Annotated in this window: 24 protein-coding genes; 12 read left to right on the forward strand and 12 right to left on the reverse strand. The window is 66.7% G+C overall.

What is annotated here, in order from left to right:
- Positions 1-48 precede the first annotated feature (48 nt).
- The 6 genes from sucC (at position 49) to HWX07_RS23410 (ending at position 6,463) form a co-directional block, all read left to right on the forward strand.
- Positions 49-1,215 (forward strand): ADP-forming succinate--CoA ligase subunit beta, encoded by a 1,167-nt coding sequence (sucC, locus tag HWX07_RS23385; RefSeq protein WP_006477915.1) that lies wholly within the window; start codon positions 49-51, stop codon positions 1,213-1,215.
- 69 nt (positions 1,216-1,284) lie between these two features.
- On the forward strand, positions 1,285-2,166 hold the full coding sequence (gene sucD / locus HWX07_RS23390; RefSeq protein WP_006477916.1) for a succinate--CoA ligase subunit alpha: 882 nt from the start codon (positions 1,285-1,287) through the stop codon (positions 2,164-2,166).
- Positions 2,167-2,323: 157 nt separating this feature from the next.
- Complete coding sequence (locus HWX07_RS23395; protein WP_175877838.1) at positions 2,324-3,028, forward strand: TerC family protein; 705 nt, start codon at positions 2,324-2,326, stop codon at positions 3,026-3,028.
- A gap of 95 nt (positions 3,029-3,123) precedes the next feature.
- The gene (locus tag HWX07_RS23400; protein ID WP_175877839.1) at positions 3,124-3,720 is read left to right on the forward strand and encodes a pilin; all 597 of its coding nucleotides are present in this window, start codon (positions 3,124-3,126) and stop codon (positions 3,718-3,720) included.
- A 155-nt stretch (positions 3,721-3,875) separates the two neighbouring features.
- Complete coding sequence (locus HWX07_RS23405; RefSeq protein ID WP_175877840.1) at positions 3,876-5,654, forward strand: Wzy polymerase domain-containing protein; 1,779 nt, start codon at positions 3,876-3,878, stop codon at positions 5,652-5,654.
- A 458-nt stretch (positions 5,655-6,112) separates the two neighbouring features.
- Entirely contained in the window at positions 6,113-6,463 is a 351-nt protein-coding gene (locus HWX07_RS23410) for a TonB family protein (protein ID WP_012329163.1), read from the forward strand.
- Positions 6,464-6,531: 68 nt separating this feature from the next.
- Here HWX07_RS23410 and HWX07_RS23415 read toward each other — a convergent pair whose 3' ends face one another.
- From HWX07_RS23415 to moaC, 5 genes are all read right to left on the reverse strand, one after another.
- Positions 6,532-7,833 (reverse strand): glycosyl hydrolase, encoded by a 1,302-nt coding sequence (locus HWX07_RS23415; protein ID WP_244130032.1) that lies wholly within the window; start codon positions 7,831-7,833, stop codon positions 6,532-6,534.
- A gap of 273 nt (positions 7,834-8,106) precedes the next feature.
- A complete protein-coding gene (locus HWX07_RS23420) occupies positions 8,107-9,267 on the reverse strand; it encodes a glycosyl hydrolase (protein WP_175878154.1) in 1,161 nt (386 codons plus the stop codon).
- Positions 9,268-9,343: 76 nt separating this feature from the next.
- Positions 9,344-10,249 (reverse strand): hypothetical protein, encoded by a 906-nt coding sequence (locus tag HWX07_RS23425; RefSeq protein ID WP_175877841.1) that lies wholly within the window; start codon positions 10,247-10,249, stop codon positions 9,344-9,346.
- The gene (locus tag HWX07_RS23430; protein ID WP_175877842.1) at positions 10,242-12,929 is read right to left on the reverse strand and encodes a type VI secretion system tip protein VgrG; all 2,688 of its coding nucleotides are present in this window, start codon (positions 12,927-12,929) and stop codon (positions 10,242-10,244) included. The genes HWX07_RS23425 and HWX07_RS23430 overlap by 8 nt, the downstream gene beginning before the upstream one ends.
- Before the next feature lie 112 nt (positions 12,930-13,041).
- Positions 13,042-13,530 (reverse strand): cyclic pyranopterin monophosphate synthase MoaC, encoded by a 489-nt coding sequence (gene moaC / locus HWX07_RS23435; RefSeq protein ID WP_175877843.1) that lies wholly within the window; start codon positions 13,528-13,530, stop codon positions 13,042-13,044.
- A gap of 269 nt (positions 13,531-13,799) precedes the next feature.
- Here moaC and HWX07_RS23440 point away from each other — a divergent pair, with 269 nt between their 5' ends.
- Complete coding sequence (locus HWX07_RS23440) at positions 13,800-15,494, forward strand: M48 family metalloprotease (RefSeq protein ID WP_175877844.1); 1,695 nt, start codon at positions 13,800-13,802, stop codon at positions 15,492-15,494.
- 39 nt (positions 15,495-15,533) lie between these two features.
- Here the strand turns inward: HWX07_RS23440 and HWX07_RS23445 are convergent, their stop codons facing one another.
- The 6 genes from HWX07_RS23445 to HWX07_RS23470 form a co-directional block, all read right to left on the reverse strand.
- Positions 15,534-16,121: a DUF2946 family protein gene (locus tag HWX07_RS23445; RefSeq protein ID WP_175877845.1), complete on the reverse strand. Its 588-nt coding sequence runs from the start codon at positions 16,119-16,121 to the stop codon at positions 15,534-15,536.
- Positions 16,114-17,151 (reverse strand): hydrolase, encoded by a 1,038-nt coding sequence (locus HWX07_RS23450; RefSeq protein WP_175877846.1) that lies wholly within the window; start codon positions 17,149-17,151, stop codon positions 16,114-16,116. Before HWX07_RS23450 ends, HWX07_RS23445 begins: the two co-directional genes overlap by 8 nt.
- Before the next feature lie 33 nt (positions 17,152-17,184).
- A complete protein-coding gene (locus HWX07_RS23455; RefSeq protein ID WP_027785313.1) occupies positions 17,185-17,631 on the reverse strand; it encodes a nuclear transport factor 2 family protein in 447 nt (148 codons plus the stop codon).
- A gap of 115 nt (positions 17,632-17,746) precedes the next feature.
- The gene (gene waaF, locus HWX07_RS23460; RefSeq protein ID WP_006477936.1) at positions 17,747-18,784 is read right to left on the reverse strand and encodes a lipopolysaccharide heptosyltransferase II; all 1,038 of its coding nucleotides are present in this window, start codon (positions 18,782-18,784) and stop codon (positions 17,747-17,749) included.
- A gap of 141 nt (positions 18,785-18,925) precedes the next feature.
- Positions 18,926-19,120: a zinc-finger domain-containing protein gene (locus HWX07_RS23465; protein ID WP_006482499.1), complete on the reverse strand. Its 195-nt coding sequence runs from the start codon at positions 19,118-19,120 to the stop codon at positions 18,926-18,928.
- 52 nt (positions 19,121-19,172) lie between these two features.
- The gene (locus HWX07_RS23470; protein ID WP_011546109.1) at positions 19,173-20,096 is read right to left on the reverse strand and encodes a branched-chain amino acid transaminase; all 924 of its coding nucleotides are present in this window, start codon (positions 20,094-20,096) and stop codon (positions 19,173-19,175) included.
- A 205-nt stretch (positions 20,097-20,301) separates the two neighbouring features.
- On the opposite strand from HWX07_RS23470, the gene HWX07_RS23475 reads away from it, so the two are divergent.
- The 3 genes from HWX07_RS23475 (at position 20,302) to HWX07_RS23485 (ending at position 22,821) form a co-directional block, all read left to right on the forward strand.
- Positions 20,302-21,057, forward strand: a complete 756-nt coding sequence (locus HWX07_RS23475; protein ID WP_175877847.1) for an AzlC family ABC transporter permease — start codon at positions 20,302-20,304, stop codon at positions 21,055-21,057.
- Positions 21,054-21,377: an AzlD domain-containing protein gene (locus HWX07_RS23480; RefSeq protein ID WP_006477942.1), complete on the forward strand. Its 324-nt coding sequence runs from the start codon at positions 21,054-21,056 to the stop codon at positions 21,375-21,377. Before HWX07_RS23475 ends, HWX07_RS23480 begins: the two co-directional genes overlap by 4 nt.
- Positions 21,378-21,624: 247 nt before the next feature.
- The gene (locus HWX07_RS23485) at positions 21,625-22,821 is read left to right on the forward strand and encodes a phosphoglycerate kinase (protein WP_011694387.1); all 1,197 of its coding nucleotides are present in this window, start codon (positions 21,625-21,627) and stop codon (positions 22,819-22,821) included.
- Positions 22,822-22,978: 157 nt separating this feature from the next.
- Here HWX07_RS23485 and HWX07_RS37200 read toward each other — a convergent pair whose 3' ends face one another.
- Positions 22,979-23,107 carry a hypothetical protein gene (locus HWX07_RS37200; protein ID WP_256093618.1) on the reverse strand — a complete coding sequence of 43 codons (129 nt, stop codon included), beginning with the start codon at positions 23,105-23,107 and terminating at the stop codon, positions 22,979-22,981.
- Between HWX07_RS37200 and pyk the strand changes: the two genes are divergently transcribed.
- A complete protein-coding gene (gene pyk, locus HWX07_RS23490) occupies positions 23,106-24,542 on the forward strand; it encodes a pyruvate kinase (protein ID WP_011546106.1) in 1,437 nt (478 codons plus the stop codon). The two genes, HWX07_RS37200 and pyk, sit on opposite strands and share 2 nt — an antisense overlap.
- A gap of 317 nt (positions 24,543-24,859) precedes the next feature.
- On the forward strand, positions 24,860-25,924 hold the full coding sequence (gene fba / locus HWX07_RS23495) for a class II fructose-bisphosphate aldolase (RefSeq protein WP_006481730.1): 1,065 nt from the start codon (positions 24,860-24,862) through the stop codon (positions 25,922-25,924).
- Positions 25,925-25,990 lie beyond the last annotated feature (66 nt).

The raw sequence follows: 25,990 nt of genomic DNA on the forward strand, positions 1-25,990 counted from the left end.
CGTCTTAAGCGACTTTTCATCCAACTCTCAGACTGAAGGGAATCACGCATGAAGATTCACGAGTACCAGGGTAAGGAAATCCTGCGGAAATTCGGAGTCGCGGTACCGCGCGGCAAGCCGGCGTTCTCGGTTGACGAGGCCGTCAAGGTGGCGGAAGAGCTCGGCGGCCCGGTATGGGTCGTGAAGGCTCAGATTCACGCGGGTGGCCGTGGCAAGGGCGGCGGCGTGAAGGTGGCGAAGTCGATCGAGCAGGTGCGCGAATACGCGAACCAGATCCTCGGCATGCAGCTCGTCACGCACCAGACCGGTCCGGAAGGCCAGAAGGTCAACCGTCTGATGATCGAAGAAGGCGCCGACATCAAGCAGGAACTGTATGTCAGCCTCGTCGTCGACCGCATCTCGCAGAAGATCGTGCTGATGGGCTCGAGCGAAGGCGGCATGGACATCGAAGAAGTCGCCGAAAAGCACCCGGAACTGATCCACAAGGTCATCGTCGAGCCGTCGACGGGCCTGCTGGACGCGCAGGCCGACGACCTCGCCGCGAAGATCGGCGTGCCGGCTGCTTCGATCCCGCAAGCGCGCGCGATCCTGCAAGGCCTGTACAAGGCATTCTGGGAAACCGACGCATCGCTGGCTGAAATCAACCCGCTGAACGTCTCCGGCGACGGCAAGGTCACCGCACTCGACGCGAAGTTCAACTTCGACTCGAACGCGCTGTTCCGTCATCCGGAAATCGTCGCGTACCGCGATCTGGACGAAGAAGATCCGGCGGAAATCGAAGCGTCGAAGTTCGATCTCGCGTACATCTCGCTCGACGGCAACATCGGCTGTCTCGTGAACGGCGCAGGCCTCGCGATGGCGACGATGGACACCATCAAGCTGTTCGGCGGCGAACCGGCGAACTTCCTGGACGTCGGCGGCGGTGCGACGACCGAGAAGGTCACGGAAGCGTTCAAGCTGATGCTGAAGAACCCGGACCTGAAGGCGATCCTCGTGAACATCTTCGGCGGCATCATGCGCTGCGACGTGATCGCGGAAGGCGTGATCGCCGGTTCGAAGGCCGTGAACCTGAACGTGCCGCTCGTCGTGCGCATGAAGGGCACGAACGAGGACCTCGGCAAGAAGATGCTGGCCGATTCGGGCCTGCCGATCATCTCGGCGGACAGCATGGAAGAGGCTGCGCAGAAGGTCGTCGCGGCTGCCGCAGGCAAGTAAGCACGCGCTAATGAACACGTGTGGCGGCGCGGTTTGCACGCGACGCCCATCGAACAGAGGTCAAAATACATGTCGATTCTGATCAACAAGGACACGAAGGTCATCACGCAGGGCATTACCGGCAAAACCGGTCAGTTCCATACGCGCGCCTGCCGTGAATACGCAAACGGCCGCGAAGCATTCGTCGCGGGCGTGAACCCGAAGAAGGCCGGCGAAGATTTCGAAGGCATTCCGATCTACGCGAGCGTGAAGGAAGCGAAGGCGGAAACCGGCGCGACCGTGTCGGTCATCTACGTTCCGCCGGCAGGCGCGGCGGCTGCGATCTGGGAAGCGGTCGAAGCCGACCTCGATCTCGCGATCTGCATCACGGAAGGCATCCCTGTCCGTGACATGATCGAAGTGAAGGACCGCATGCGTCGCGAAGGCCGCAAGACGCTGCTGCTCGGGCCGAACTGCCCGGGCACGATCACGCCCGACGAACTGAAGATCGGCATCATGCCGGGTCACATCCACCGCAAGGGCCGCATCGGCGTCGTGTCGCGTTCGGGCACGCTGACGTATGAAGCGGTTGCCCAGCTGACGGCACTCGGCCTCGGCCAGTCGTCGGCAGTCGGTATCGGCGGCGACCCGATCAACGGTCTGAAGCACATCGACGTGATGAAGATGTTCAACGACGATCCGGATACGGATGCGGTCGTGATGATCGGCGAAATCGGCGGTCCGGACGAAGCCAACGCCGCCGAGTGGATCAAGGACAACATGAAGAAGCCGGTCGTCGGCTTCATCGCTGGCGTCACGGCGCCTCCGGGCAAGCGCATGGGCCACGCCGGCGCGCTTATCTCGGGCGGTGCGGATACGGCCGAAGCGAAGCTGGAAATCATGGAAGCGTGCGGCATCACCGTCACGCGCAACCCGTCGGAAATGGGCCGTCTGCTGAAGAAGGCGCTGTAATCATTTCCATCGGGCTCGTCCTGCAAAAAACGCCGGCTTTGCCGGCGTTTTTTGTTATGCTCCCGCAATGAATTCGTAAGCACCGGGCATGCGTCCTGCATGCGCCGACGACGAACCGGGTCGCCCGCGAGGCGGCCGTTGTCCTTTCCTCTCCGCCATGCTCGAATTCCTGACCTCGCTGCACTGGGGCGCCATTCTCCAGATCGTCATCATCGATATCCTGCTCGGCGGCGACAACGCGGTCGTGATCGCGCTTGCGTGCCGCAACCTGCCGGCGAACCAGCGGCTGCGCGGCGTCGTCTGGGGCACCGCGGGGGCGATCCTGCTGCGTGTCGCGCTGATCACGTTCGCGGTCGCGCTGCTCGACGTGCCGTTCCTGAAGCTCGGCGGCGGGCTGCTGCTGCTGTGGATCGGCATCAAGCTGATGGCGCCGGCCGCCGACGCGCACGACAACATCAAACCGGCCGACCGGCTGTGGGACGCCGTGAAGACGATCGTGATCGCCGACGCGGTCATGAGCCTCGACAACGTGATCGCGATCGCTGGCGCGGCCGAGCAGGCCGATCCGTCGCACCGGATCGCGCTCGTGATCTTCGGGCTCATCGTCAGCGTGCCGATCATCGTGTGGGGCAGCACGCTGGTGCTGAAGCTGCTCGACCGTTTCCCGGTCGTCGTGGCGTTTGGCGCCGGGCTGCTCGGCTGGATCGCGGGCGGGCTGATCGTGAACGATCCGGTTGGCGACCGCTGGCCGGTGCTCGATGCGCCGTCGGTGGTCTACGGCGCGAGCATCGCCGGCGCGTTGTTCGTCGTGGCGATCGGTTACGCGCTCAGGAAACGCCGCAGCGTACCGCACGCACGCTGACTGGCCATCCGGCTGACTGCCGGCTTCGCGGCCCGCTGGCTACGATCGAGACGCCTGCCTTTGTCGGCAGGCGTTTTTCGTTTCCGGAGCCTGCCATGTTCGAAGCCTTTTCCGTTTCCCTGTTCCGTCGCGTTGCCGCCGATCTGCGGCGCGCGAACCGGCCGTCGTCGCGCTGGCGGCTGGCCGGCTTCACGCTGATCGAACTGATGATCGTGCTGGCGATCGTCGGGGTCGTCGCGGCCTATGCGATTCCCGCGTACCAGGACTACCTCGCGCGTTCGCGCGTCGGCGAGGGGCTGGCGCTCGCGTCGTCGGCGCGGCTCGCGGTCGCCGACAATGCCGCGAGCGGCGCGAGCCTCGACGGCGGCTACAGCCCGCCTGCCGCGACCCGCAACGTCGAATCGGTCGCGATCGACGCCAATACCGGCCAGATCACGGTCGCATTCACCAGCCGCGTCGCCGCGGCCGGCACGAATACGCTGGTGCTCGTGCCGTCCGCGCCCGACAAGGCCGATGCGCCCACCGCACGCGTGCCGCTCAAAAAGGGTGCGATACAGGCAGGCGCGATTGCGTGGGAATGCTTCGCTGCCGGCAAGGACGCGTCGTCGCTGCCGGCGCCCGGAGCGGGGCCGTTGCCGGGTAACGCCGCGACGCTGCCCGCGAAATACGCGCCCGCGGAGTGCCGCGCATAAGGCTGGCGGAGAAGCAGGGCGGCGGCGCCTGCGGCCTGCCGGCCGCCGCCTCGGCCGGCCGGGTTGCAGCCCGGCGCCGGCTCGTGGAGCGACGGCCCCGCACAGAGCAGGGAAAGTTTTGTATAGTGCGCCGGTTGCTGACATCCGGTTCGCTCATGCCTTCTACTTTTTCCCGTTCGTTGTCGCTCGTTGCGCTGGCTGTCGCCCTGATCGTGCCGTACGCGATCACGAATCACACGTATCCGATCCCGACCTTCTATTCCGAGTTTTCCGCGCTGGTGCTGTATCTGCTGGTGGGGGTGTCGGTCGTGCTGCTTGCGCGCACCGGCCGCCCAGCCGAGCCGTTTGCCGCGCCGGCCGCATTCGTCGTGCCGCTCGGCTTTGCGGTGGTGCTGATCGCGCAGGTCGCGCTGATCCCGCTCAAGGTGCCGTCGATGAACTGGCTGGCGGTCGGTTATCTCGCGGCCGCGCTGGTCGCGATGCAGGCCGGCTACGCGCTCGCGCGCGACGGGATGGCGGAAACCGTGTCGCGGATGATGGCCGGCGCGCTGCTCGTGGGCGGCGTGTTCGCGGTCGGCACCCAGATCGTGCAGTTGTTCCACCTCGAATCGGCCGTCTCGCCGTTCGTCGTCGTGTACAACATCGCGGTCGACCGCCGTCCGTACGGCAACATGGCGCAGGCGAACCATCTGGCCAGCTACATCGCCTTCGCGCTCGCGGGCGCGTTGTATCTGGTGCAGACGCGCCGGCTCGCGGTGTGGGCATGGCTCGCGCTGTCGCTCGTGCTGTCGGTCGGTCTCGCGCTGACGGTGTCGCGTGGGCCGTGGTTGCAAGTCGCGGTGATGGTTGTTGCGGGCTTCTGGATGGCGTGGGTCGAATCGCGCCGCATGCCAGGCAATGCGCGTGCGTGGCTGATACCGGTCGTGCTGGCGGTCGCGTTCATCGCGGTGAACGTCGCGGTGCGCTGGGCCAACGTGCACTATCACCTGAATCTCGCGGAGTCGGCCGCCGACCGGATGCGCGACGCCGGGCAGATCGCGCCGCGCCTCGCGCTGTGGAAGTACGGGCTCGCGATGTTCCGCGAGCATCCGCTGCTCGGCGTCGGCTGGGGCGAATTCCCGTCGCACCAGTTTGCGCTCGTGCGCACGCTCGGCGGCGTCGAGATCGCGAACAACTCGCACGACATCTTCATCGATCTGCTCGCGAAGTCCGGTCTCGTCGGGCTCGGCGTGGTCGCCGTCACGCTCGTCATGTGGTTCGTGCGCGCGGTGCGGGCGCCGCAGTCGAGCATGCGCGTGTTCGGCTTCGCGCTGATCGGCATCCTGCTGATGCATGCGTTGGTCGAATATCCGCAGCAATACATGTTCTTCCTGCTGCCGGCGATGTTCGTGATCGGGCTGCTGGAGGTGAAGCCGCTGCGCATCCTGCCGGGGCGTGCGGCATTCGGGCTGTTCGCGGTGCTGTCGTTCGGCGGCGTGCTGGCGGCGGTGCCCGTGCTGCGCGACTACCAGCGCGCGGAAGTGCTGTATTACGGCAGCAGCCCGGCCGCGCAGTACCGCGATGCGCCGTCGCTGCTGTTCGGCGCGTGGGGCGATTACGGTGCGGCGACGCTGCTGACCATTTCGCCGGACAACCTGCCGCTCAAGCTCGCCGCGCACGAGCGTGCGATCGCGCTGCTGCCCGGCGAGACGGTGCTGCGCCGCTACGCGGTGCTGCAGGCGCTGGCCGGCCGCGAAGCCGACGCGCTCGATACCGTCGCGCGCCTGCATGTGTTTGCGAAGGAGTTGAAGGACTGGCCGCAACAGCTGGCCGCGTTGTACAAGCTGTGCGGCGATGAGCCGGCGCTGAAGACGTTCAGGGCGGCCGTCGTCGCGAAATACGGGGAAGCGCCGGCCGACGAGGGCGACGACTCGGACGACGACGACTCGGATTGACGCGTGTCGTGCGCGCCGGAACGGGGAATTCCGGCGTTTGTCTGGCCGTGATGAAAGCGGGCTGACGTCGTCGGCGCAACATGGCTCGGCGCATCACGCGCTGAGCCGATCGGCTATCGATTACGTCGCGGATCGCGCGGATTAGGGTCGAAGGGGCGGCGATTCGCGTCAACCATTGTCAAATTGCCGCCTGCTGGCCGGGCGGCGCGGGCACAATGCGCGAAAGGGCTCGCATGCGCGTCGGCGTGGGGTGCAGGCGGTGCCAATACGGCACACTTCCCGGTTATCCGGGTATTGCGCCGAGCAGGATCGCGGCCGGGCATCGCTCGGCCGTGCGGCCGTAACGGGGCGCCGGTCCGATGGCCGCGGCGCAGTGCGACACACGCGATGCGGGCGGGGGAAGGCCTTCGTTGCGCGGCGCGTGTGCCCAGAACAGTGCTGAAGAACGATATTCGACCATGGCCATTCGCTCGACCTACCTGATCCTGCCCGCCGTCGCGATGCTGTTTTCCGGCTGCGCGATGCTGTCGTCGTCGCAGGAAAGCAAGCTGACCTGCCACATTCCGCGTGCCGTCTATCCGGATACCGCGAAACCGCTCACGCGCCCGGCGACCGTGCTCGTGCGCGCGCTGATGACGACGTCCGGCGAAGCGCAGAACGTCACCGTGACGACGAGCAGCCGCAACGCGGCGGCCGATCGGGCGGCCGTCGAAGCGATGACGCACGCGAGCTGCGTGCAGACCGGCGCGACGGCGAATCCTTTCTTGTTGACGCAACCGTTCGTGTTCGAGCCGCGGCGCGCCGAATGACGCGCGATCGTGCCGGGGCGTCGTCCGATTCTGCGGACTCGGCCCACGGCAAATGCGTCTGGCAGCGGTCAGAATTGCCGTTTCCGTAGTGGGTGTTGCGCGTTGCGCAACGACTCGGCGAACACCGGATAGAGCGTATCGGTGCTTGCCGTCCTGATCCGGTTTTCGCGACGATGCGCCAATTCCTCGGCGACCGTCATGCGCGCGATCAGGAAAGTCCGCTTCTTCAGCGTATAAGCGTGCAGCCAGTACAGCGTGTTGGTCTGCGCGTCGAAGTAGCCGCCTTGTGCAACCTTGTCGGCTGTTTGATCCCACGACTTGCCGGCGTCGGTACTGGTGAACGTCAGGTCGATCGGGGCACCGCCGCGGCTGCCGGAGTTCGGGTCGGTCGCGTAGACGAGCAGGAGGCCGTTACGACCGACGCTCAGGCTGTCGAGCCGGAGCGTCTCGTCGAACGTGCGCAGTTGGTGCACGGACTCGGGATGGTCGTTCGTCCACGTGGAAATCGCGCCCGCCCGGCGGCCGTTGTCGCGACTCTCGCCGCTTTGCGGCTTGTCGAGACGTGACAGCGCGTATAGCGAATAGTGTGCTGCCGGTCCCGGCGTGGTATCGAGCGCGGTGACGACCTGACCCGGCAGTTCGGTCTCCGTCACGAATGCGTGCCGCTCCCAGTCGAGCCGGTCGATCACACTGTGCGACGGCGCCTCTGCAGTCGGAGCAGCGGAGTAGGCGACGCGCAGTACACCGTCAGGGCCGAGACTCACCGCATTGAAATTCTTGCGCGTCTCGTCGGCGACGCGTGCATCGGTCGGCACGTCGATCGTCTGCCACGTGTTACCGCCGTCTGCGGTCCGCCACACTCTCGGCCCCCAGCCGATCGCGTAGCCGCGCTGTGGATCGACGAAGGGCAACCGGCCAATGTTCTGGTTTTCGGGCCATTGCAGTTGAGACCACGTTTGGCCGCCGTCGAGCGACTTCCACAGCTTCGTGGTTTGCGGTGCATCGCCGCCGCGTGCCTCCGGGGCCTTGTAGTCCATCCATGAGGTGCTGAGGAACTGAACCGACCAGTCCGGGGAGTACCACCACGCGGCGTTCTGGCCGACCTGCTGGAACTGGCGCTTCATCCCCCCGTCGATGGTCCCGCGGAAGAAGCTGATCGTCATGCGGTTCAGCAGCTCGCCCGTGTCGTTCATCCATGTTTCGGTCGGCTCGGGCCGCTGCGGTTCCGTCGATTCAGCCGCGGGCTTGAACGTCACCACGGGATTGGCCAGCTTGACGCTCATCACGTCGTTGCCCTTGATGCGGAAGTTGCCGCCACCGTATGGCGTCTCGTCCCGCATGAAGTGTGTCGAAATCGTCTCCCGATCCATCGTGGGGCGGATATAACTGAATGTCGCCACGACCAGGACGGCGAGGCTCACGACGAACCCTATCCGGCGAGTGTGTTTTTGCATGTCATTGGATACGCGGTCACCCTGAGACATGACCGACCCGGCAGGACCGGTATCTGACGGCTCTGGCAGGCGTCGCGTCGTGATCGTGCGGCCGGGCCCCGCATTGCCCGGCCATTTCGGATCGGCCGTAGGCCGCGGAGCCGGCACCCGAATCGCGACGGGCGCCCCGCGGCAATCGCATTGGAACGATCAGAACTGCCGCTTCTTGAGCGTATAGGCGACCAGCGAATACAGTGTGTTCGTTTGGGCATTGAAATACCCGCCCTGAGCCGGCTTGTCCTTGCTCGAGTTCCAGGTCTTCCCACCGTCGCTGCTGACGAACGTGACATCGAGCGGCGTGCCGTTACGGCCGGAATCGGTTGCGTAGACGAGCAGCAATCCGTCCCGGCCGACGCTCAGACTATCGAGCGTCAGCGTGTCGTCAAACGAATGCAGCTGCCGCACCTGCTCAGGCGCATCGTTCGTCCAGGTGGAAATGGCGCCGACGCGTTTTCCCTTGTCGGCGGGATTATCTAAATTGCGCGGTTCGCCGAGGCGCGACAGCGCGTAAAGCGCATAGTGATTCGACGCGACCGGGGACGAGGACAGGTTGACGACCACCTGTTCGGGCAAAACGGCATCCAAGGCGAACTCGGATTGCTCCCAGCCGAGCCGATAGACCACGCTTCCGGCGGAACCATGCTCGGACTTCTCGACGTGGTACGCCACGCGCAAGGTACCGTCCGGGCCGAGGTCGATGCCGTCAAAGGTGCGGCGGGGTTTGCCGGCGTCCGCAGCACCCGGTGGCAGTTCGATTTCCCGCCACGATTGACCGCCGTCGGACGTGCGCCACACGTGCGGGCCCCACCCGATCGCATAGCCGCGCTGCGGGTCGAGAAACAGCAGGCGACCGATGTTCCGGTCTTCGGGCCACGCGAGCTGCGCCCAGTCGCGTCCGCCGTTGGACGACTTCCAGAGCTTGGTCACTTGCGGCGTCAGCCCATCGGCAGGCTGAGGCGACTTGTAGTCCATCCAGCCGGTGCTGATGAATTCGACCGTCCAGTCCTTGGCGTGCCACCAGGCGGCGGTCTGGCCCACCTGCTTGAAATGGCGCGTCATGTCGCCGTTCACCGGGCCGCGCCAGAATTCGACCGACGTCCGGTTCAGCGTTTCTCGACTGTCGTTCATCCAGGTTTCGGCCGGCTCGGCTTTTTCCTTGTCCTTCCATTCAGCGTACGGCTTGAAGGTGATTTCAGGATCGCTGATCTTCAGCGTGATCGCCTCGTTTCCCGATATCACGAAGTCGCCTCCGCCGTAAGGCTTGCTGTTCTTCATGAAAGTGTTGGAAACGACCTGCCAGTCATTCGACATAGATGAGAACCCGACAATCAAGACAATGAACACGACTGCCGCACCCAGCGACAGCTTCAGGAATTTTTTCGTCATTTCATTTCGGCATCAGTTTTTCGATTGCCTGTGCAACAGGGTCGATGACATGTTCGTTGACGGCATCACCGGCCTTTTTCGCATATTCGACGGTATTGTCGACGTACTGTTTGCCCACGCCGACACCGCTGTCGAACGCCTGGGAGAACGTCCTGAGATCACCCCATTCCTGGGCGTTGGGTTGCTTCAGGATGTAGTACATATCGACAGGCCCGAGCCCCGCCAGACCGCCGTCGAGATAGGCGAGAGGGTGGGTCTTGAACGCGTACGTCTTGAAGGTGTCGTCGTCCAGTTCGAGCGTGTACTGCGGCACGTTCATCTCGCAACCGCCGCTGTTCGGCTTCTTGCCTCTGATCGAAATGGTGTCGCCGCGCATGTTTCGCTGCAAACCCTCTTCCAGATAATGCTGCAGGAACCAGCGTGCGCTCGCAAGCCACGCCTTGCCTTTGTCGCTCAATTGCGGGAGCAGGTATTTGCCGTAATTCGAGCAGTAGTAGTAACCGTAGCTGACGTAATATCCCGGCGGCTTATGTCCGCAGCCGATATGACGCATCATGAAATTGCCGTGGCGGGACCAGTCGGAATCGGTGCTTTCGGCTTGTATCAGGTTCTCCCGCCGATGCAGCAGTTCACGGGCAACTTTCGTGTCTTTCCACGGATCCCATGACGTGGCGAATTTCTTCACGGTCGCCCAGATACTCGACGTGCTGACTTTCTCGACCGTTTCCCAGTACTCGCCATGCAGCGGTCGGTAGTAGTACGGGCACGTTCCGATAATGGAATCCGCAGCCGGCGTCACATGCTTGTCGCAGATATTGATCTGCACCTTCGGCCGATCCTGGTATCCCGTCGGGGTCAGCATCCCCGCACCGGTCCCGAGCACCTTGTCCTGTTGTCCGTCAGCCATTCGATTTCCCTAGAAACTTGACCACGACGTCGTGCGGCACGTGGCTCTGCGTGAGCCCGGTTTCGCCTGCCGCGTTGGTGACGCCTTCCGAGAGCAGCTTGCCGTTCGAGAACATCTGGTACCGCGTGTTCGCGACCGGAATGTCGGTGCCGGCCCAGTGCGCGATGAACGCCTGGTCGTAGTTGCCGCTGGAGTTCGGCAGCGTCGGCATCGTTTGCGACAGGTGGGTGGGGCCGCTGAACGCATGCTGCGCGCCCTTGATGTCGATCTTGCCCGGCGCGTGCACTTCGATGTTGCCGTCCGCGATGCGGATATAGGCGCCGCCGGACGTTAGCAGGATCTCCTTCGCCGCGGCGCCTTCGATCGATTGCGTGACGGCGATCAGCTTCAGCGCCTTCTGCGCGGTCAGCTCGATGTTGTCCGCCTGCGCCTGCACTTCGACCTTGCCCTTGCCGGCGAACAGCTTCATCCCCGCGTTCTGCGCGAACAGGCTGATCCGGTCGAGGACACTGGCGATCAGCGATTTTCCGGCGGCGACGTGCGTGCTTTGCCCGCTGACGAGGTTGATGTGCTGGTCCGCGGAAAATTGCGCGGACTGCTGCGTGGACATCCCGATGCCGGCCGGGCTGCCGAACAGCATCACGGGCTCCTTGAACGCGTTGGCGTTGCCGGTTCCGCCGCCGGCGGTCCGGCCGCCCGACGCGCTGCCGCTCACGCTGTTCCGCGTCGCGTCGCTGAACTGCTTCAGCGCCGTGTGGCCGGGGTCGAGCGACTCGCCCTGATGCTGCGCGCTGACCTGCGACATGGCGTCGATCAGCCCTTGCGCGCGCACGAGCTGCTCCCGGGTCTCGTCGACGTCGAGCGGCTGGCTGGCCGCCTGCTTGGGATGCGTCGAGACGTACAGCCCGCGGTTCGCGCGCACGGCGCCGTAGGCGTCCGAGCGCAGGTCGAAGCCACTGCCGAGATAGCTGCCGCGGTTGTTGCCCGTGTGGTCGATCAGGTAGCCGAGGTGCAGGTGCGTGTTGGCCTGGCTGCTGTAGAGGTGCACGCGGTTCTGCGCGGTCGCGTCGTCGAGCACCAGCTGGTTGTAGCCGGCGCCCGCGTATTCCTTGGACCGGTACCCGGACAGGATGCCGTTGCTGTGCCATTGCGGGCTCGTCGCACCGTTGTAGACCTTGCCGACGATGATCGGACGATCGCAGTCGCCGCCGAGGAAGTCGACCAGCACCTCCTCGCCGCTGCGGTGCGGGTGGACGGCACCGTAGCCATTGCCCGAATCGGACGCCGTGGCACGCAGCCAGCACGACGCCTTTTCGTCGCCGTCGTTCAAGCGGTCCCAGTGAAAGCGGACCTTGACCCGGTTGAGCTCGTCCGTATGGACTTCTTCGCCTTGCGGCGCGACGACGATCGCCGATTGCAGGTGCATCGGCGGCTTCGCGTGCTCGAACGGGCTGCGGAACGGCACCGTCGTGCGCTGGGCTTCGATGCGGACCTGAAAGAAGCCCTCGCTGCCGTCGGGATGACGCACGCGGGACCGGCCCGTATCGGTGGCCTGCATGATGCTGCCGATCTCGGCCTGCAGGCTGTGCGGGAAAACGGCCGGCTCGTCGGCCACGGGCAGGTTGTTGACGATGACCCACGCCGTTTCGATCACTGCGAATTCGCGCTGGCCGGCATCGTCCTTGTCGTGTTCGGGGTGTTCCGCGAACTCGAACACGCGTCCCGCGTCCATGCGCCGCACACCGCCGACACCGTGAAAGCGCTTCGCGTGCGATTCCTGCTCTTCCATCCAGATCTTCGACAGATGGTCGCCGCGTGACTGCTCGGGATACGTGTAGGCACCCGTGTATTCGTAGACTTCGAGCTGCTGCGGCAGGTCGCCCTGGTTCGCGATCGTCGGCGTATGGGTGGCCTTCGGATTCGACGCGGTGGGCGGCTGCTTGTAGTCGAACGTGCGCGTGGTGCGTGCGACGCTTCGCAGCGTGCGTGTACCGCTGAACTGGACGAGCGTGTCGGCTTCGTCGCCCGTGCCCGCGTGATGAAAGCGCACGGTTCGCGGCGACAGCGCGGGCAACGCGTCGATGCGATCGACGATGACGAGCCGGTGCGCCTTGCCGTCGTCGTCCTGTTCCCAGAAACCGTACAGGCCTTCCGATTCCATCAGGCGATGGACGAAATTCCAGTCGTCCTCGTATTGCATGCAGAACGAGCGCGACGGCAGCGGCTGGTAGAGCTTGAACGTGAAGCGGCCCTTGGCCTGCGGATGCTGGTTCAGCACGTCGGCGATGATGTCGTCCGCCGACCGGTCCTGCCAGATGCGCTGATCGCGGCGGAACTTCAGGAAGTGCAGGAACGACGCAAAGACGATCTGATGGTGCGTGACGCCGCTGTCCGACCCGAGCCGGCGGGCCGCGTGCACGTAGCCGTGGTGCGGCGCGTACGATTGGTCGGACTGCTGGATCCACAGCGTCACCGGCTGCGCGATCAGTTTCTTGAGTTCGAGGTCGTCGGATACCGACACGGTATCGACGGTGAACTCGAAATGGCGTCCGAGGCGCGATCGTCCCGTGACGCGCTGCGGCAACAGGACGTCCGGGCCGAGCGGGGTATCCAGTTTGATCAGGCGCTCGTGCTGAACCGGTCCGGCCAGCAACGCGCTTCTTAACGCTTGCGAATTCATCACCAGTGCTCGCTTTTGTTGTGCTGGTTCGCACGCTCTCTCGTGCGGAATCCGGTAATTGTATGAGATAAAACGTTTTATCTCGAATTGGCGGCCCGATGAGCCCGGGTGCTCACCCCGCCGTGTCTTCCGCCTTCCAGTCCCCCGACTTCCCGCCGCGCTTCTCGCGCACGCTCACGTCGGTGATCACCATCCCGCGATCGACGGCCTTGCACATGTCGTAGACGGTCAGCAGCCCGACCTGGACGGCCGTCAGCGCTTCCATCTCGACGCCGGTCCGCCCGAACGTCTCGACCTGCACGACGCAATGCACGCCCGGCAGCGCGTCGTCGAGTTCGAACTCGACGGCCACGCGCGTGAGCGCGAGCGGGTGGCACAGCGGAATCAGGTCGGCCGTGCGTTTGGCGCCCTGGATCGCCGCGATGCGCGCGACGCCGAGCACGTCGCCTTTCCTGGCCTTGCCGTCGCGGATCAGCGCGAACGTGGCCGGCAGCATCCGGATCGTGCCCCGCGCGATCGCGATGCGCCGGGTTTCCTGCTTGTCGCCGACATCGACCATGTGCGCATGGCCGGCGGCATCGAAATGGGTGAGTCCTGACATGTCTTCCTCTAGTGGAACGGAGTGCGCGCGCACGTCCCTCGATCCTGCCGCTCGACCGGCCGGGCACCGCATCCCGTACCGGCGCGGCGAACCGATCCAACCTCGCAACGGGCGCTTATCATAGCAGCGGCGTTCGCGTTGCCGGAGGCGCAGATGACGCTCGCGCGGCACGGGACAGTCGTCGCGGCGCCGGTACAATGACCCGAATATTCAGACCAAACGCCGCGATGCGCGCCGCGCGCGCGGAACGGCGTCGTTTTCATCCTGCCATGCGTGTCAAACAGTTGCTTGCCGTGTCGCTGTCGGCGGCGCTCGCGCTGCCGCCGGGCGGTCATGCGCAGAGCGCATCCGCGCCGCCGCTCGAGCCGGCGGCTGGCGGCCCGACGTCGATTTCCACCGTGCCGTCCGGCATCGCGACCGGCGTGTTCGGCACGTACGGTGGCGCGGAGAGCCGGTTCTCGGGCACGGACGGTGCGTCGGCGCCGGTCGCGAGCCTGCGCGCGCCGCTGCGTGCGCTGGAGCTACCCGATCTCGGCGATGGCTCCGGCGGTTCGCTGACGCCGCGCGCCGAGCGCCGGCTCGGCGAGCGCGTGATGCGCGAAGTGCGGCGCGATCCCGACTATCTCGACGACTGGCTGGTGCGCGACTACCTGAACGCGATGGCGGCGCGGCTCGCGGCCGCGGCGGCGGCGCGCTACATCGGCGGCTACACGCCCGACTTCGACCTGTTCCCGGTGCGCGATCCGCAGATCAACGCGTTCTCGATGCCGGGCGGCTTCATCGGGATCAACAGCGGGCTGGTGGTCACGACGCAGACGGAGTCGGAGCTCGCATCGGTGGTCGGCCACGAGATGGGCCACGTGCTGCAGCGGCACATCGCGCGGATGATCGGCGCGAACGAGAAGACCGGCTACACGGCGCTCGCGACGATGCTGCTCGGCGTGCTGGCCGGCGTGCTCGCGCGCAGCGGCGATCTCGGCAGCGCGATCGCGATGGGCGGACAGGCGTATGCGGTCGACAACCAGCTGCGCTTCTCGCGGTCGGCCGAGCGCGAGGCCGACCGCGTCGGCTTCCAGCTGCTCGCGGGGGCCGGCTACGACCCATACGGAATGCCCGGCTTCTTCGAGCGGCTCGACCGTGCGTCGATGGGCGATGCGGGCGTGCCGGCCTATGCGCGCACGCACCCGCTGACCGGCGAACGGATTGCCGACATGGAGGATCGCGCGCGCCGCGCGCCGTACCGGCAGCCGCGCCAGTCGGCCGAATACGGGTTCGTGCGGGCACGGCTGCGCGTCCTGCAGAACCGGGCACCGACCGACATCACGGCCGAGGCGCGCCGGATGCAGCTGGAAATCGACGATCACACGGCGCCGAACGTCGCGGCGAACTGGTACGGCATCGCGCTCGCGAATACGCTGCTCGGCCAGTACGACGCGGCCGACAATGCGCTCGCGTCGGCCCGCGCCGCATTCGATGCGCGCGAGCGGCGCGAGGACGATCCGGCGACCAGCTCGCCGAGTCTCGACGTGCTGGCCGCCGACATCGCCCGCCGCGCGGGCCGGACCGACGACGCGGTACGGCTCTCGGCACTCGCGCAGCGGCGCTGGCCGGCGTCGCACGCGGCGATCGTCGCGCACCTGCAGGCGCTGATCGCCGCGCGTCGCTTCGCCGAAGCGCAAACCCTCGCACGGGCGCAGGCGAAGGCCGACCCCGAACAGCCGGACTGGTGGGATTACCTCGCGAAGTCGAGCGACGGCAAGGGCGACGTGCTCGCGCGGCGCCGGGCGCTGGCGGAGAAGCTGGCGCTCGACGGTGCATGGCCGTCGGCGATCCGGCAACTGAAGGAGGCGCGCGACGCGAAGGATGTGTCGTTCTACGAGCAGTCGATCATCGGCGCGCGGTTGCTGGAATTCGAGGCGCGCTACAAGGAAGAGCGCGACGACGAGAAGAACGGCCGCGGGTAGCGGCCGGCGCGCGGCGAACGCAGCCGGCGCGGCGGCGGATCAGTTGCCGCTGTCGGCCCCGTCGCGTGCGTGGCGCGCCGGGCTGGCGACGTAGCCGAACCGGCCCGGTACGTCGGCGCACGCGATGCTGCCGAGGGGCAGCGTGCGGCCGTCGCGCCAGCGCAGCACCGGCGGCTCGGCATCGAAATCCGCGTGATCGGCGAACAGCCCGAGGTCGTGATCGTGCAGCGCCGCGATGCGCGCGGGCGTGCCGGCATCGCGAAACAGCACGCCGCCGCCGTCGTCGAGCCAGGCGGCATCCGGTTCGAACGGGGCGCCCGTCTGGTCGGTGAGCGCAAGCTGCCCGTCACGCTCGGCGAGCCGCACGACCCACGGCGTATAGGCGAGCTCGACGTACACGCGCTGCGGCCCATTCTCGAAGAACCACTGGCCTTGCGCGTCGCAGGCGTAGTTGCGGCCGATGAACGCGTTCAGCGCCTCATGCCGGATCGGCGAGCCGAGCTCGCCGGCCGCCTGTGCGGCGTCGTCGCGCAGCCGCCATGTGCCGCGCCGGTCGAGCAGCAGCCAGCCAGTGCAATGCGGCACGTTCGGCCATTTGGCGAGCGCCTGCCTGACGATGTCATCCATGGTCGACGAATTTCGAGCAATAGCCGAACACCCGCGCCGACAGCCAGTCGAGGCGGCCGGGGAACGGCCCGGTCATGAATCCCGCGTGGCCGCCGTGCGCGGGCTGGTCGAGCTCGACGGCCGGCGATACGTCGGCCGGGCCCGGCAGCGCCGATTCGGGCAGGAACGGATCGTTGCGGGCATTGAGGATCAGCGTGGGCACGTCGATCGCGGGCAGCAGCGGCCGCGTGGTCGCCTGGGTCCAGTAGTCGTCCGCGTTCGCGAAACCGTGCAGCGGCGCGGTGACGACCTCGTCGAAGTCGCGCATCGTCACGGCCTGCAGCATCGCGTCGCGGTCGAACAGCCCCGGATACTGGTCGAGCTTCGCGAGCGCCTTGCGCTTGAGCGTCTTCAGGAAGCTGCGCGTGTAGACCATCGCGAACCCCTGCGACAACGCGCGGCCGCCCGCGTGCACGTCGATCGGCGTCGAGATCGCGGCGGCGGCGTGCACGATCGACGTGTCGCTGCGATGCTCGCCGAGCCAGCGCAGCAGCACGTTGCCGCCGAGCGACACGCCGGCCGCGACCAGCGGCCCGCAATGCTCTGCGGCGAGCCGGCGCAGGATCCAGTCGACCTCGGCGCTGTCGGCGAGATGGTAGAAGCGCGGCTGGCGGTTGAGCTCGCCGCTGCAACTGCGGAAATGCGGGACGACCGCGTGCCAGCCCTGCGCGCGCGCGGCGGCCATCATCGCGAGCGCGTAGTGCGAGCCGGAGCTGCCCTCGAGGCCGTGGAACAGCACGAACAGCGGCGCGTCGGGCGCCGGCGCCGCGCTGTCCAGATGCGCGACCCAGTCGAGATCGATGAAGTCGTGGTCGGGGGTTTCCCATCGCTCTCGCCGGTAAGCGACAACCGGCCGCCGCGCGAACAGCGCGGGCACGATGGTTTGCACATGGCTGTTGGGCAGCCAGCGCGGTGCGCGGTAGCGCAATGAATCGTCGTCGGGGGCCGGGGCCCCGGTCAGCGGCGAGGTGGGCGGAGAAGCCGTACTCATGATCGCCCCGCTAATGCGTTGCTTCGTTTTTCGTCAGTGCAGCGGACCCTGCCCGTGACGGATCTTCGCGGCGAATTGTCCGGCCGCTCGTTCAGGAATCGGGCTCGCGTGGATGTGCGCGATGCGCCATTCGCCGCGTTCGTGGATCATCACGTACGTCGCGAAAACCATGTCGGGTTCGGCCGTCAGGTCGGCCTGCTGATGCGCTTCGGCGATCGTATAGACGACCGTGCCGAGGCTGTCGTACACGCGGATGTCGAGCGGCTCGATCGTGACGGGGCGTGTCGCGAGCCGGTTGGCGAGCCCGCCGCGGATCTGGTCGAGGCCGTGCAGATGCTCGCCGTCCGCCCAGACGCAGCTGGCGAAATCCTCGTCGATCCACAACGCCAGCAGCGCGTCGAGATTGGCATCCGCGACGGCCTGGTAGTAGGCGTTCAGCGTATCGGCAGCGGCTTCGAAGAGGCGGGCAAAACGTGGCATCGGGGTGGTCTCTCGCGCGCGTCGCGCGCCGTATTCAGCACGGCGGCCCGGGTGGAGCCGCCGTACACCGGTGAATCGGATTGCCCGGCGCGCCGTGCGACGCTGCCGGTCAGGGTCAGCGCTGCCCGACGAGCATGCCGCGCAAATCGCCGAATACCTGCTCCGGACCGAGTTCGCGCAGGCACTTCAGGTGGCCGAGCGGGCACTCGCGTTCGAAGCAGGGACTGCATTCGAGATGCAGCCATTGTACCTTCGCCAGGTCCGACAGCGGAGGGGTGTGGCGCGGATCGGTCGATCCGTACAACGCGACGAGCGGCCGGCGCAAGGCGGCGGCGACGTGCATCAGCCCCGAATCGTTGGTGACGACCGCGTTCGCGCGCGCGATCAGCGCGCACGCCTCGGACAGAGACGTCTGCCCGCACAGGTTGCGCACGTTCGGCGCGTGGTCGGCGATCGCCTGCGCGGCCGCGGCATCCTTCTGCGAGCCGAGCGCGACGATCTGCGTATACGGGAACGACTGGTGGACGATGGTCGCGAGCGTCGCGAAGTGCTCGGGCGGCCAGCGCTTGGCAGGGCCGTATTCGGCGCCGGGGCAGAACACGACGAGCGGCTTGCGCGTATCGAGATTGAAACGTGCGGACACGCGGGCCGTCTCGTTCAGGTCGGCGTCCAGGCGCGGGGCGGGCAGCGTCTTCATCGACTCGGGCAGCTTCGCGCCCGGCGCGTACGCAAGCGCCGCGTAGTGAGTCGTCATCGGCGGCCGCTCGCCCGACTTGTCGGGGTTCGCGTGCCGCACGTTCAACAGCCCGTAGCGGTGCTCGCCCGTGTAGCCGATCCGCAGCGGGATGTTCGCGAGCCACGGGATCACCGCGGACTTCAGCGAGTTCGGCAGCACGTACGCGGCGTCGTAGCCGACGTCGCGCAGGTCGCTCGCAAGCTGCCAGCGGCGCAGCAGCTGCAGCTTGCCATGCGCGAGATCGGTCGCGTAGACATCGTGGATCTCGGGCATCCGCTCGAGCACGGGCGCGACCCATGAGGGTGCGACGGCATCGATCGCGATGCGGGGATGGAGTTTCTTCAGCAGCGCAAAAAGCGGCTGCGCCATCAATGCGTCACCGATCCAGTTCGGTGCGATAACCAGCGCTCGACGCATCAGGTCGACTTCCGATGTCGTAATGAAGCACGGCGCTCGGGCGCCGCGTTCGGGTTGTTCAGAACGGGAAAAGGGCGGCGCGCCGGCCCTCCGGCGGCACCGCCTCGCGTACGGCGGGCCCGTGGGCCCGGCTGACGGGGCTCAGTGGCCCTTGACCACCTCGCCGTCGCGCAGCTTGTAGCGCGTGCCGCAGTATGGGCAGCGTGCCTCGCCGTGCGACACGTCGATGAAGACGCGCGGGTGCGCATTCCAGCGCGTCATGGCCGGGTTCGGGCAGTAGGCGGGAAGATCCTTGGCCGTCAGCTCGACCAGCGGCATTTCCTTGATTTCACTCATGAGACGTTCTCTTTTATCACTCTTGTGTGGGGCGGTCGGTGGCGCAGCGCACTCAGACCTTCGTCAGCCAGTGCGCGTACTTCGCGTTCTTGCCCGACACGATATCGAAAAACGCCGACTGGAGCTTTTCCGTGACGGGGCCGCGCGCGCCGCTGCCGATCGTGCGGTTGTCGAGCTCGCGGATCGGCGTGACTTCGGCGGCCGTGCCGGTGAAGAACGCTTCGTCGGCCGTGTACACCTCGTCGCGCGTGATGCGCTTCTCGATGACCTCGATACCGGCGTCCTTAGCGAGCGTGATGACCGTGTCGCGCGTGATGCCGTCGAGGCACGACGACAGGTCGGGCGTGTACAGCTTGCCGTTGTTCACGAGGAAGAAGTTCTCGCCCGAGCCTTCCGACACGTAGCCGTCGACGTCGAGCAGCAGCGCCTCGTCGTAGCCGTCGGCCGTCGCTTCCTGGTTCGCCAGGATCGAGTTCACGTACCAGCCCGACGCCTTCGCGCGCACCATCGACACGTTCACGTGGTGGCGCGTGAACGACGACGTCTTCACGCGGATGCCCTTCGCGAGGCCGTCCTCGCCGAGATACGCGCCCCACGGCCACGCGGCGATCGCGACGTGGATCGTGTTGCCCTTCGCGGCCACGCCGAGCTTTTCCGAGCCGACCCAGATGATCGGGCGCAGGTAGCACGACTCGAGCCGGTTCTCGCGCACGACCGCGAGTTGCGCGGCTTCGAGCGTTTCGCGGTCGAACGGCACGTCCATCTGGAAGATCTTCGCGGAATTCAGCAGACGTTTGGTGTGCTCGCGCAGGCGGAAGATCGCGGTGCCGCCGTCGGCCGTCTTGTACGCGCGCACGCCCTCGAAGACGCCCATGCCGTAATGCAGCGTGTGGGTCAGGACGTGGATCTTGGCGTCGCGCCAGTCGATCAGCTTGCCGTCCATCCAGATCTTGCCGTCGCGGTCGGCCATTGACATACGATTCTCCTGGAAGCGGTGGTGTGCTGCGGGTTGTGCAGCGTTGAGCCGGAAAGACGCTTATTTTAGCGTCATTTGGAGGCGATCCGGTCGGCCGGCGCGGGGCCGGCGCTATAATCGTCCGGTACCGATTCCAATAACGATGGGTCGCACCGGCAGGAGGCGCCGGCGTCCCGACGAACCGCCCGCTGCGGCCCGCTTTCCGATGCTCGCTCGATTGTCCGCCACCGACCGCTTCGCGCTGATCCAGGGCGCACGCGACTATTCCCCGACACTGATGGCGATCCTGTCCTGGGGGCTCGTCACCGGCATCGCGATGAGCAAGTCCGTGATGACGCTCGGGCAGGCGAGCGCGATGTCGCTGTTCGTCTACGCGGGCTCGTCGCAGCTCGCGGTGCTGCCGCTCCTCGCGGCGAAGCTGCCGATCTGGACGGTCCTGCTCACGGCCGCGATGGTCAACATGCGCTTCGTGATCTTCAGCGCCGGGCTGGCGCCCCATTTTTCCTACCTGCCGCTGTGGCGGCGCCTCGCGATCGGCTATTTCAATGGCGACGTGATCTACCTGCTGTTCCAGAAACAGGGCTTCGCGTACGGCCGCGTGCCGGGCAAGGAAGCGTATTTCTGGGGGATGGCGCTCGCGAGCTGGGCGTCGTGGGAGGTGTCCTCGCTCGCCGGCATCCTGCTCGCGAGCATCTTTCCGGCGAGCTGGGGGCTGGAGCTGGCCGGCACGCTCGCGCTGATTCCGATCATGGTGTCGGCGGTCGCGAACCGCTCGACGCTCGCGGCCGTCGCGGTCGCCGGGATCGTATCGCTCGTCGCGTTCGACCTGCCGTACCGGCTCGCGCTGCCGATCGCGGTGCTCGCCGCGCTCGCGGCCGGCTGCACGGCCGATTTCTTCGTCGAGCGGGCCGACTGGCGACGCATCCGTACCGAAACCGTGCACGAGAAGGACATCGAATGAGCGCGACCGAGATCTGGATCGTCATCGTCGGGATGACGATCGTCACGGCCGTCACGCGCGCGCTGTTCCTGATCGGCGGCGAGCGCACGGTATTGCCCGAACGCGCGCAGCGCGCGCTGCGCTACGCGCCGGCCGCCGCGCTGGTCGCCGTCGTGCTGCCCGACGTGCTCGAAACGCCGGCGGGGCTGTCGTTCGCGCTGTCCAACCATCCGTTCTACGCGGCGCTCGCCGGGCTCGGCTGGTTTTTGTGGCGGCGCAGCATGCTCGGCACGATCGTCGTCGGCATGCTCGTGTTCACCGCGCTCCGCCTGATCTTCTGATGGGCCGCGCGCGCATTGCTGCACTGCGGCAATGCGTCCGTGCCGGCGCGCGATCCCAAATAGGCGGAATTCGCCGCCGCACGGGTCAGTCTGCCGGGTGGATCGGCTAGAATGCCCGTTCGAGATTTTTTACCCGTGCGCGTCATGCGAACCGCCAGCCACGGCCGCATCCGGCGCCCTTTCGCGGCAGCCCGCGCACGTCCAGCGTGAACCCCCTTTCCCCATCCACTACTTCAATCTGTTCAACATGAGCCAAGTCAAGCGTCTTACCGACCTGATCGCCGCCGGCCAGCTCGCCGGCAAGCGGGTGTTCATCCGCGCCGACCTGAACGTCCCGCAGGACGATCACGGCAACATCACCGAGGACACGCGCGTGCGTGCGTCCGTGCCGGCCATCCAGGCCGCGCTCGACGCCGGCGCGGCCGTGATGGTCACGTCGCACCTCGGTCGTCCGACTGAAGGCGAATTCAAGCCGGAAGACTCGCTCGCGCCGGTCGCGAAGCGCCTCGCCGAACTGCTCGGCCGCGACGTGCCGCTGGTGTCGAACTGGGTCGAGAACGGCGTGAACGTCGCGCCGGGCCAGGTCGTGCTGCTCGAGAACTGCCGCGTGAACAAGGGCGAGAAGAAGAATTCGGACGAGCTCGCGCAGAAGATGGCGAAGCTCTGCGACGTCTACGTGAACGACGCGTTCGGCACCGCGCACCGCGCGGAAGCGACCACCCACGGGATCGCGAAATACGCGCCCATCGCATGCGCGGGCCCGCTGCTGGCGGCCGAACTCGACGCGCTCGGCAAGGCGCTCGGCAACCCGGCCCGCCCGCTGGTGGCGATCGTCGCCGGCTCGAAGGTGTCGACCAAGCTGACCATCCTGAAGTCGCTGGCCGGCAAGGTCGACCAGTTGATCGTCGGCGGCGGCATCGCGAACACGTTCATGCTCGCGGCCGGCCTGTCGATCGGCAAGTCGCTCGCGGAAGCCGATCTCGTCGCGGAAGCGAAGGCGATCATCGACGAAGCGCGCGAGCGCGGCGCGTCGGTGCCGATCCCGACCGACGTGGTCACCGCCAAGGAATTCTCGCCGACGGCCGCGGCCACGGTGAAGCAGGTCGCCGACATCGAAGCGGACGACATGATCCTCGACATCGGCCCCGATACGGCCAAGGCGCTCGCGAGCCAGCTCGAGAAGGCCGGCACGATCGTGTGGAACGGCCCGGTCGGCGTGTTCGAGTTCGACCAGTTCGGCAACGGCACCAAGACGCTCGCCGAAGCGATCGCCAAATCTTCCGCGTTCTCGATCGCGGGCGGCGGCGACACGCTCGCGGCCATCGCGAAGTACGGCATCCACGACCAGGTCAGCTACATCTCGACGGGCGGCGGCGCCTTCCTCGAGTTCCTCGAGGGGAAGAAGCTGCCGGCGGTGGAAGTGCTCGAAACGCGGGCGGCCTGAGCGTGGCGGCGCGCGCAGGGGTGACGAAGGCCGCGCGCTCCGCGAAAGCGGAGCAGCCGGCCGGCGCGGGCAAGCGCAAACGCGCGCCCGCGCGGGCGAACACCGCCCCGCGCGCACCGGCGGCCGCCGGCGACGCGGCCGTGCAGCACCACGAATTTCAGAACAAAGCGATGCCGGGCGCCAGCACCGGCACGCCCCCCGGAGCGGCGGCCGCTGGGCCTGCCGCTTCCGGCTCTCGCAGCGTTTCACCCAGCGCATCCACCTTGATCCAGATGAGGAGTTTCATGCAGCGCGCCACCAAGATAGTCGCCACGATCGGCCCGGCATCCAGTTCGCCGGAGATTCTGCTGCAGATGATGCAGGCGGGCCTCGACGTCGTGCGGCTCAATTTTTCGCACGGCACGGCCGACGATCACCGCCAGCGCGCCGAAATGGTGCGCGAGGCCGCCCGCAAGGTCGGCCGCGAGATCGCGATCATGGCCGACCTCCAGGGCCCGAAGATCCGCGTCGGCAAGTTCGAGAACGGCAAGACCACGCTCGTGCCGGGGCAGCCGTTCATCCTCGATGCGGGCTGCGAACTCGGCAACGACGAGCGCGTCGGCCTCGACTACAAGGAGCTGCCGCGCGACCTGAAGCCGGGCGACCTGCTGCTGCTGAACGACGGCCTGATCGTGCTGACCGTCGAGCGCGTGCTCGGCGACGAGATTCACACGACCGTCAAGGTGGGCGGCGAGCTGTCGAACAACAAGGGGATCAACCGCCAGGGCGGCGGCCTGTCGGCGCCGGCGCTGACCGCTAAGGACATGGAAGACATCCGCACTGCGATGTCGCTCGGCGCGGACCTCGTCGCGGTGTCGTTCCCGAAGAATGCGACCGACATGGAAATGGCGCGCCAGCTCGCGAACATCGCGGGCGCGCCGTACGGCATCAAGCCGAAGATGATCGCGAAGATCGAGCGGGCGGAGGCGATTCCGGCGCTGCAGAGCATCCTCGACGCGTCCGACGGCATCATGGTCGCGCGCGGCGACCTCGCGGTGGAAGTGGGCAACGCGGCCGTGCCGGCGCTGCAGAAGCGGATGATCCGGATGGCGCGCGAGTCGAACAAGCTCGTGATCACCGCGACGCAGATGATGGAATCGATGATCTACGCGCCGGTGCCGACCCGCGCGGAAGTATCGGACGTCGCGAACGCGGTGCTCGACGGCACCGACGCGGTGATGCTGTCGGCCGAGACGGCCGCCGGCAAGTATCCGGTCGTCACGATCGAGACGATGGCGGCCGTGTGCGTCGAGGCGGAAAAGTCGGAAGAAGTCGAGCTGGACAAGGATTTCCTCGATCGCACGTTCACGCGGATCGACCAGTCGATCGCGATGGGCGCGCTGTTCACCGCGTACCACCTGGGCGCGAAGGCGATCATCGCGCTGACCGAATCGGGCGCGACGGCGCTGTGGATGTCGCGTCACTACACGCACGTGCCGATCTTCGCGCTGACGCCGCGCGTCGGCAGCGAGCGCACGATGGCGCTGTACCGCAACGTGACGCCGCTGCACGTCGACTTCAACAGCGACCGAGATTCGGCGCTGCAGGCGGCGCTCGAGATCGTCGTCAAGCAGGGTTACGTGCAGCACGGCGACATGGTCGTGCTGACCGTCGGCGAGCCGATGGGGCAGGCGGGCGGCACCAACACGCTGAAGATCGTGCGGGTCGGCGAGCACTATTGAGCGCCGGCTAAGCCGCATCGAGCCGGCCCGCGGGCCGGCGGCCCGGATCGGCCGAGGCTGATTTGGCACCGTTTTTTGCGCAAAAGCCGCGCGGGGTCCGAAGCCCCGCGCGGCTTTTTTTCTCTTTTTTGGCCGCATTGTGCCGTGCGAACGTAACAAATTGCGAGCGGGGCGCTCCGGGCGGTCGGAATCGGAGGCGCTTCGCGATAAAATGCGGCTATTCGACGCTCAGCCGCGCCGCGCCGTCCCGGTTCAGAGGGGAGCGAGCGCCGCGCCGGCGTCAGGGCGCACCGGTTTTCATTCCAAGGAGTTCCACAATGCCTCTCGTATCAATGCGTCAATTGCTGGACCACGCGGCAGAGCACGGTTACGGCCTGCCGGCCTTCAACGTGAACAACCTGGAGCAGGTCCAGGCGATCATGGCGGCGGCGGATCAGGTCGGCGCGCCCGTGATCATGCAGGCATCGGCCGGCGCGCGTAAGTATGCGGGCGAGCCGTTTCTGCGCCACCTGATCGAGGCGGCGGTCGAATCGTATCCGCACATCCCGGTCGTGATGCACCAGGATCACGGCCAGTCGCCGGCCGTCTGCACGGCCGCGATCCGCAGCGGCTTCACGAGCGTGATGATGGACGGTTCGCTCGAAGCCGACGGCAAGACGGTCGCATCGTACGAGTACAACGTCGACGTGTCGCGCAAGGTCGTCGAGATGGCGCACTCGATCGGCGTGACGGTCGAAGCCGAACTCGGCGTGCTCGGCTCGCTCGAGACGATGAAAGGCGACAAGGAAGACGGCCACGGCGCGGAAGGCACGATGACCCGCGAGCAGCTGCTGACCGATCCGGAGCAGGCGGCCGACTTCGTGAAGCTCACGCAGTGCGACGCGCTCGCGATCGCGATCGGTACGTCGCACGGCGCGTACAAGTTTTCGAAGAAGCCGACGGGCGACATCCTGTCGATCCAGCGCATCAAGGAAATCCACGCGCGCATCCCGAACACGCACCTGGTGATGCACGGTTCGTCGTCGGTGCCGCAGGAACTGCTGGCCGAGATCCGCGAATTCGGCGGCGACATGAAGGAAACCTACGGCGTGCCGGTCGAGGAAATCCAGGAAGGCATCAAGCACGGCGTGCGCAAGATCAACATCGACACCGACCTGCGTCTCGCGATCACCGGCGCGATCCGCCGCTACCTGTTCGAGAACCCGGGCAAGTTCGATCCGCGCGACTACCTGAAGCCCGCGCGCGAAGCCGCGAAGAAGGTGTGCGTCGACCGTTACCTCGCGTTCGGCTGCGAAGGCCAGGCCGGCAAGATCAAGCCGGTGTCGCTCGACAAGATCGCCGAGCAGTACAAGTCGGGCGCGCTCGCACAGGTCGTGCGCTGAGACTGTAGTACGATTTGCCCCGCCCGGTTTTGCCGCCGGGCACGGGCTGGCCGCCCGGTTGGCCGG

The organism is Burkholderia sp. BCC0097 (assembly GCF_902832985.1).
Classification (GTDB): Bacteria; Pseudomonadota; Gammaproteobacteria; order Burkholderiales; family Burkholderiaceae; genus Burkholderia; species Burkholderia orbicola.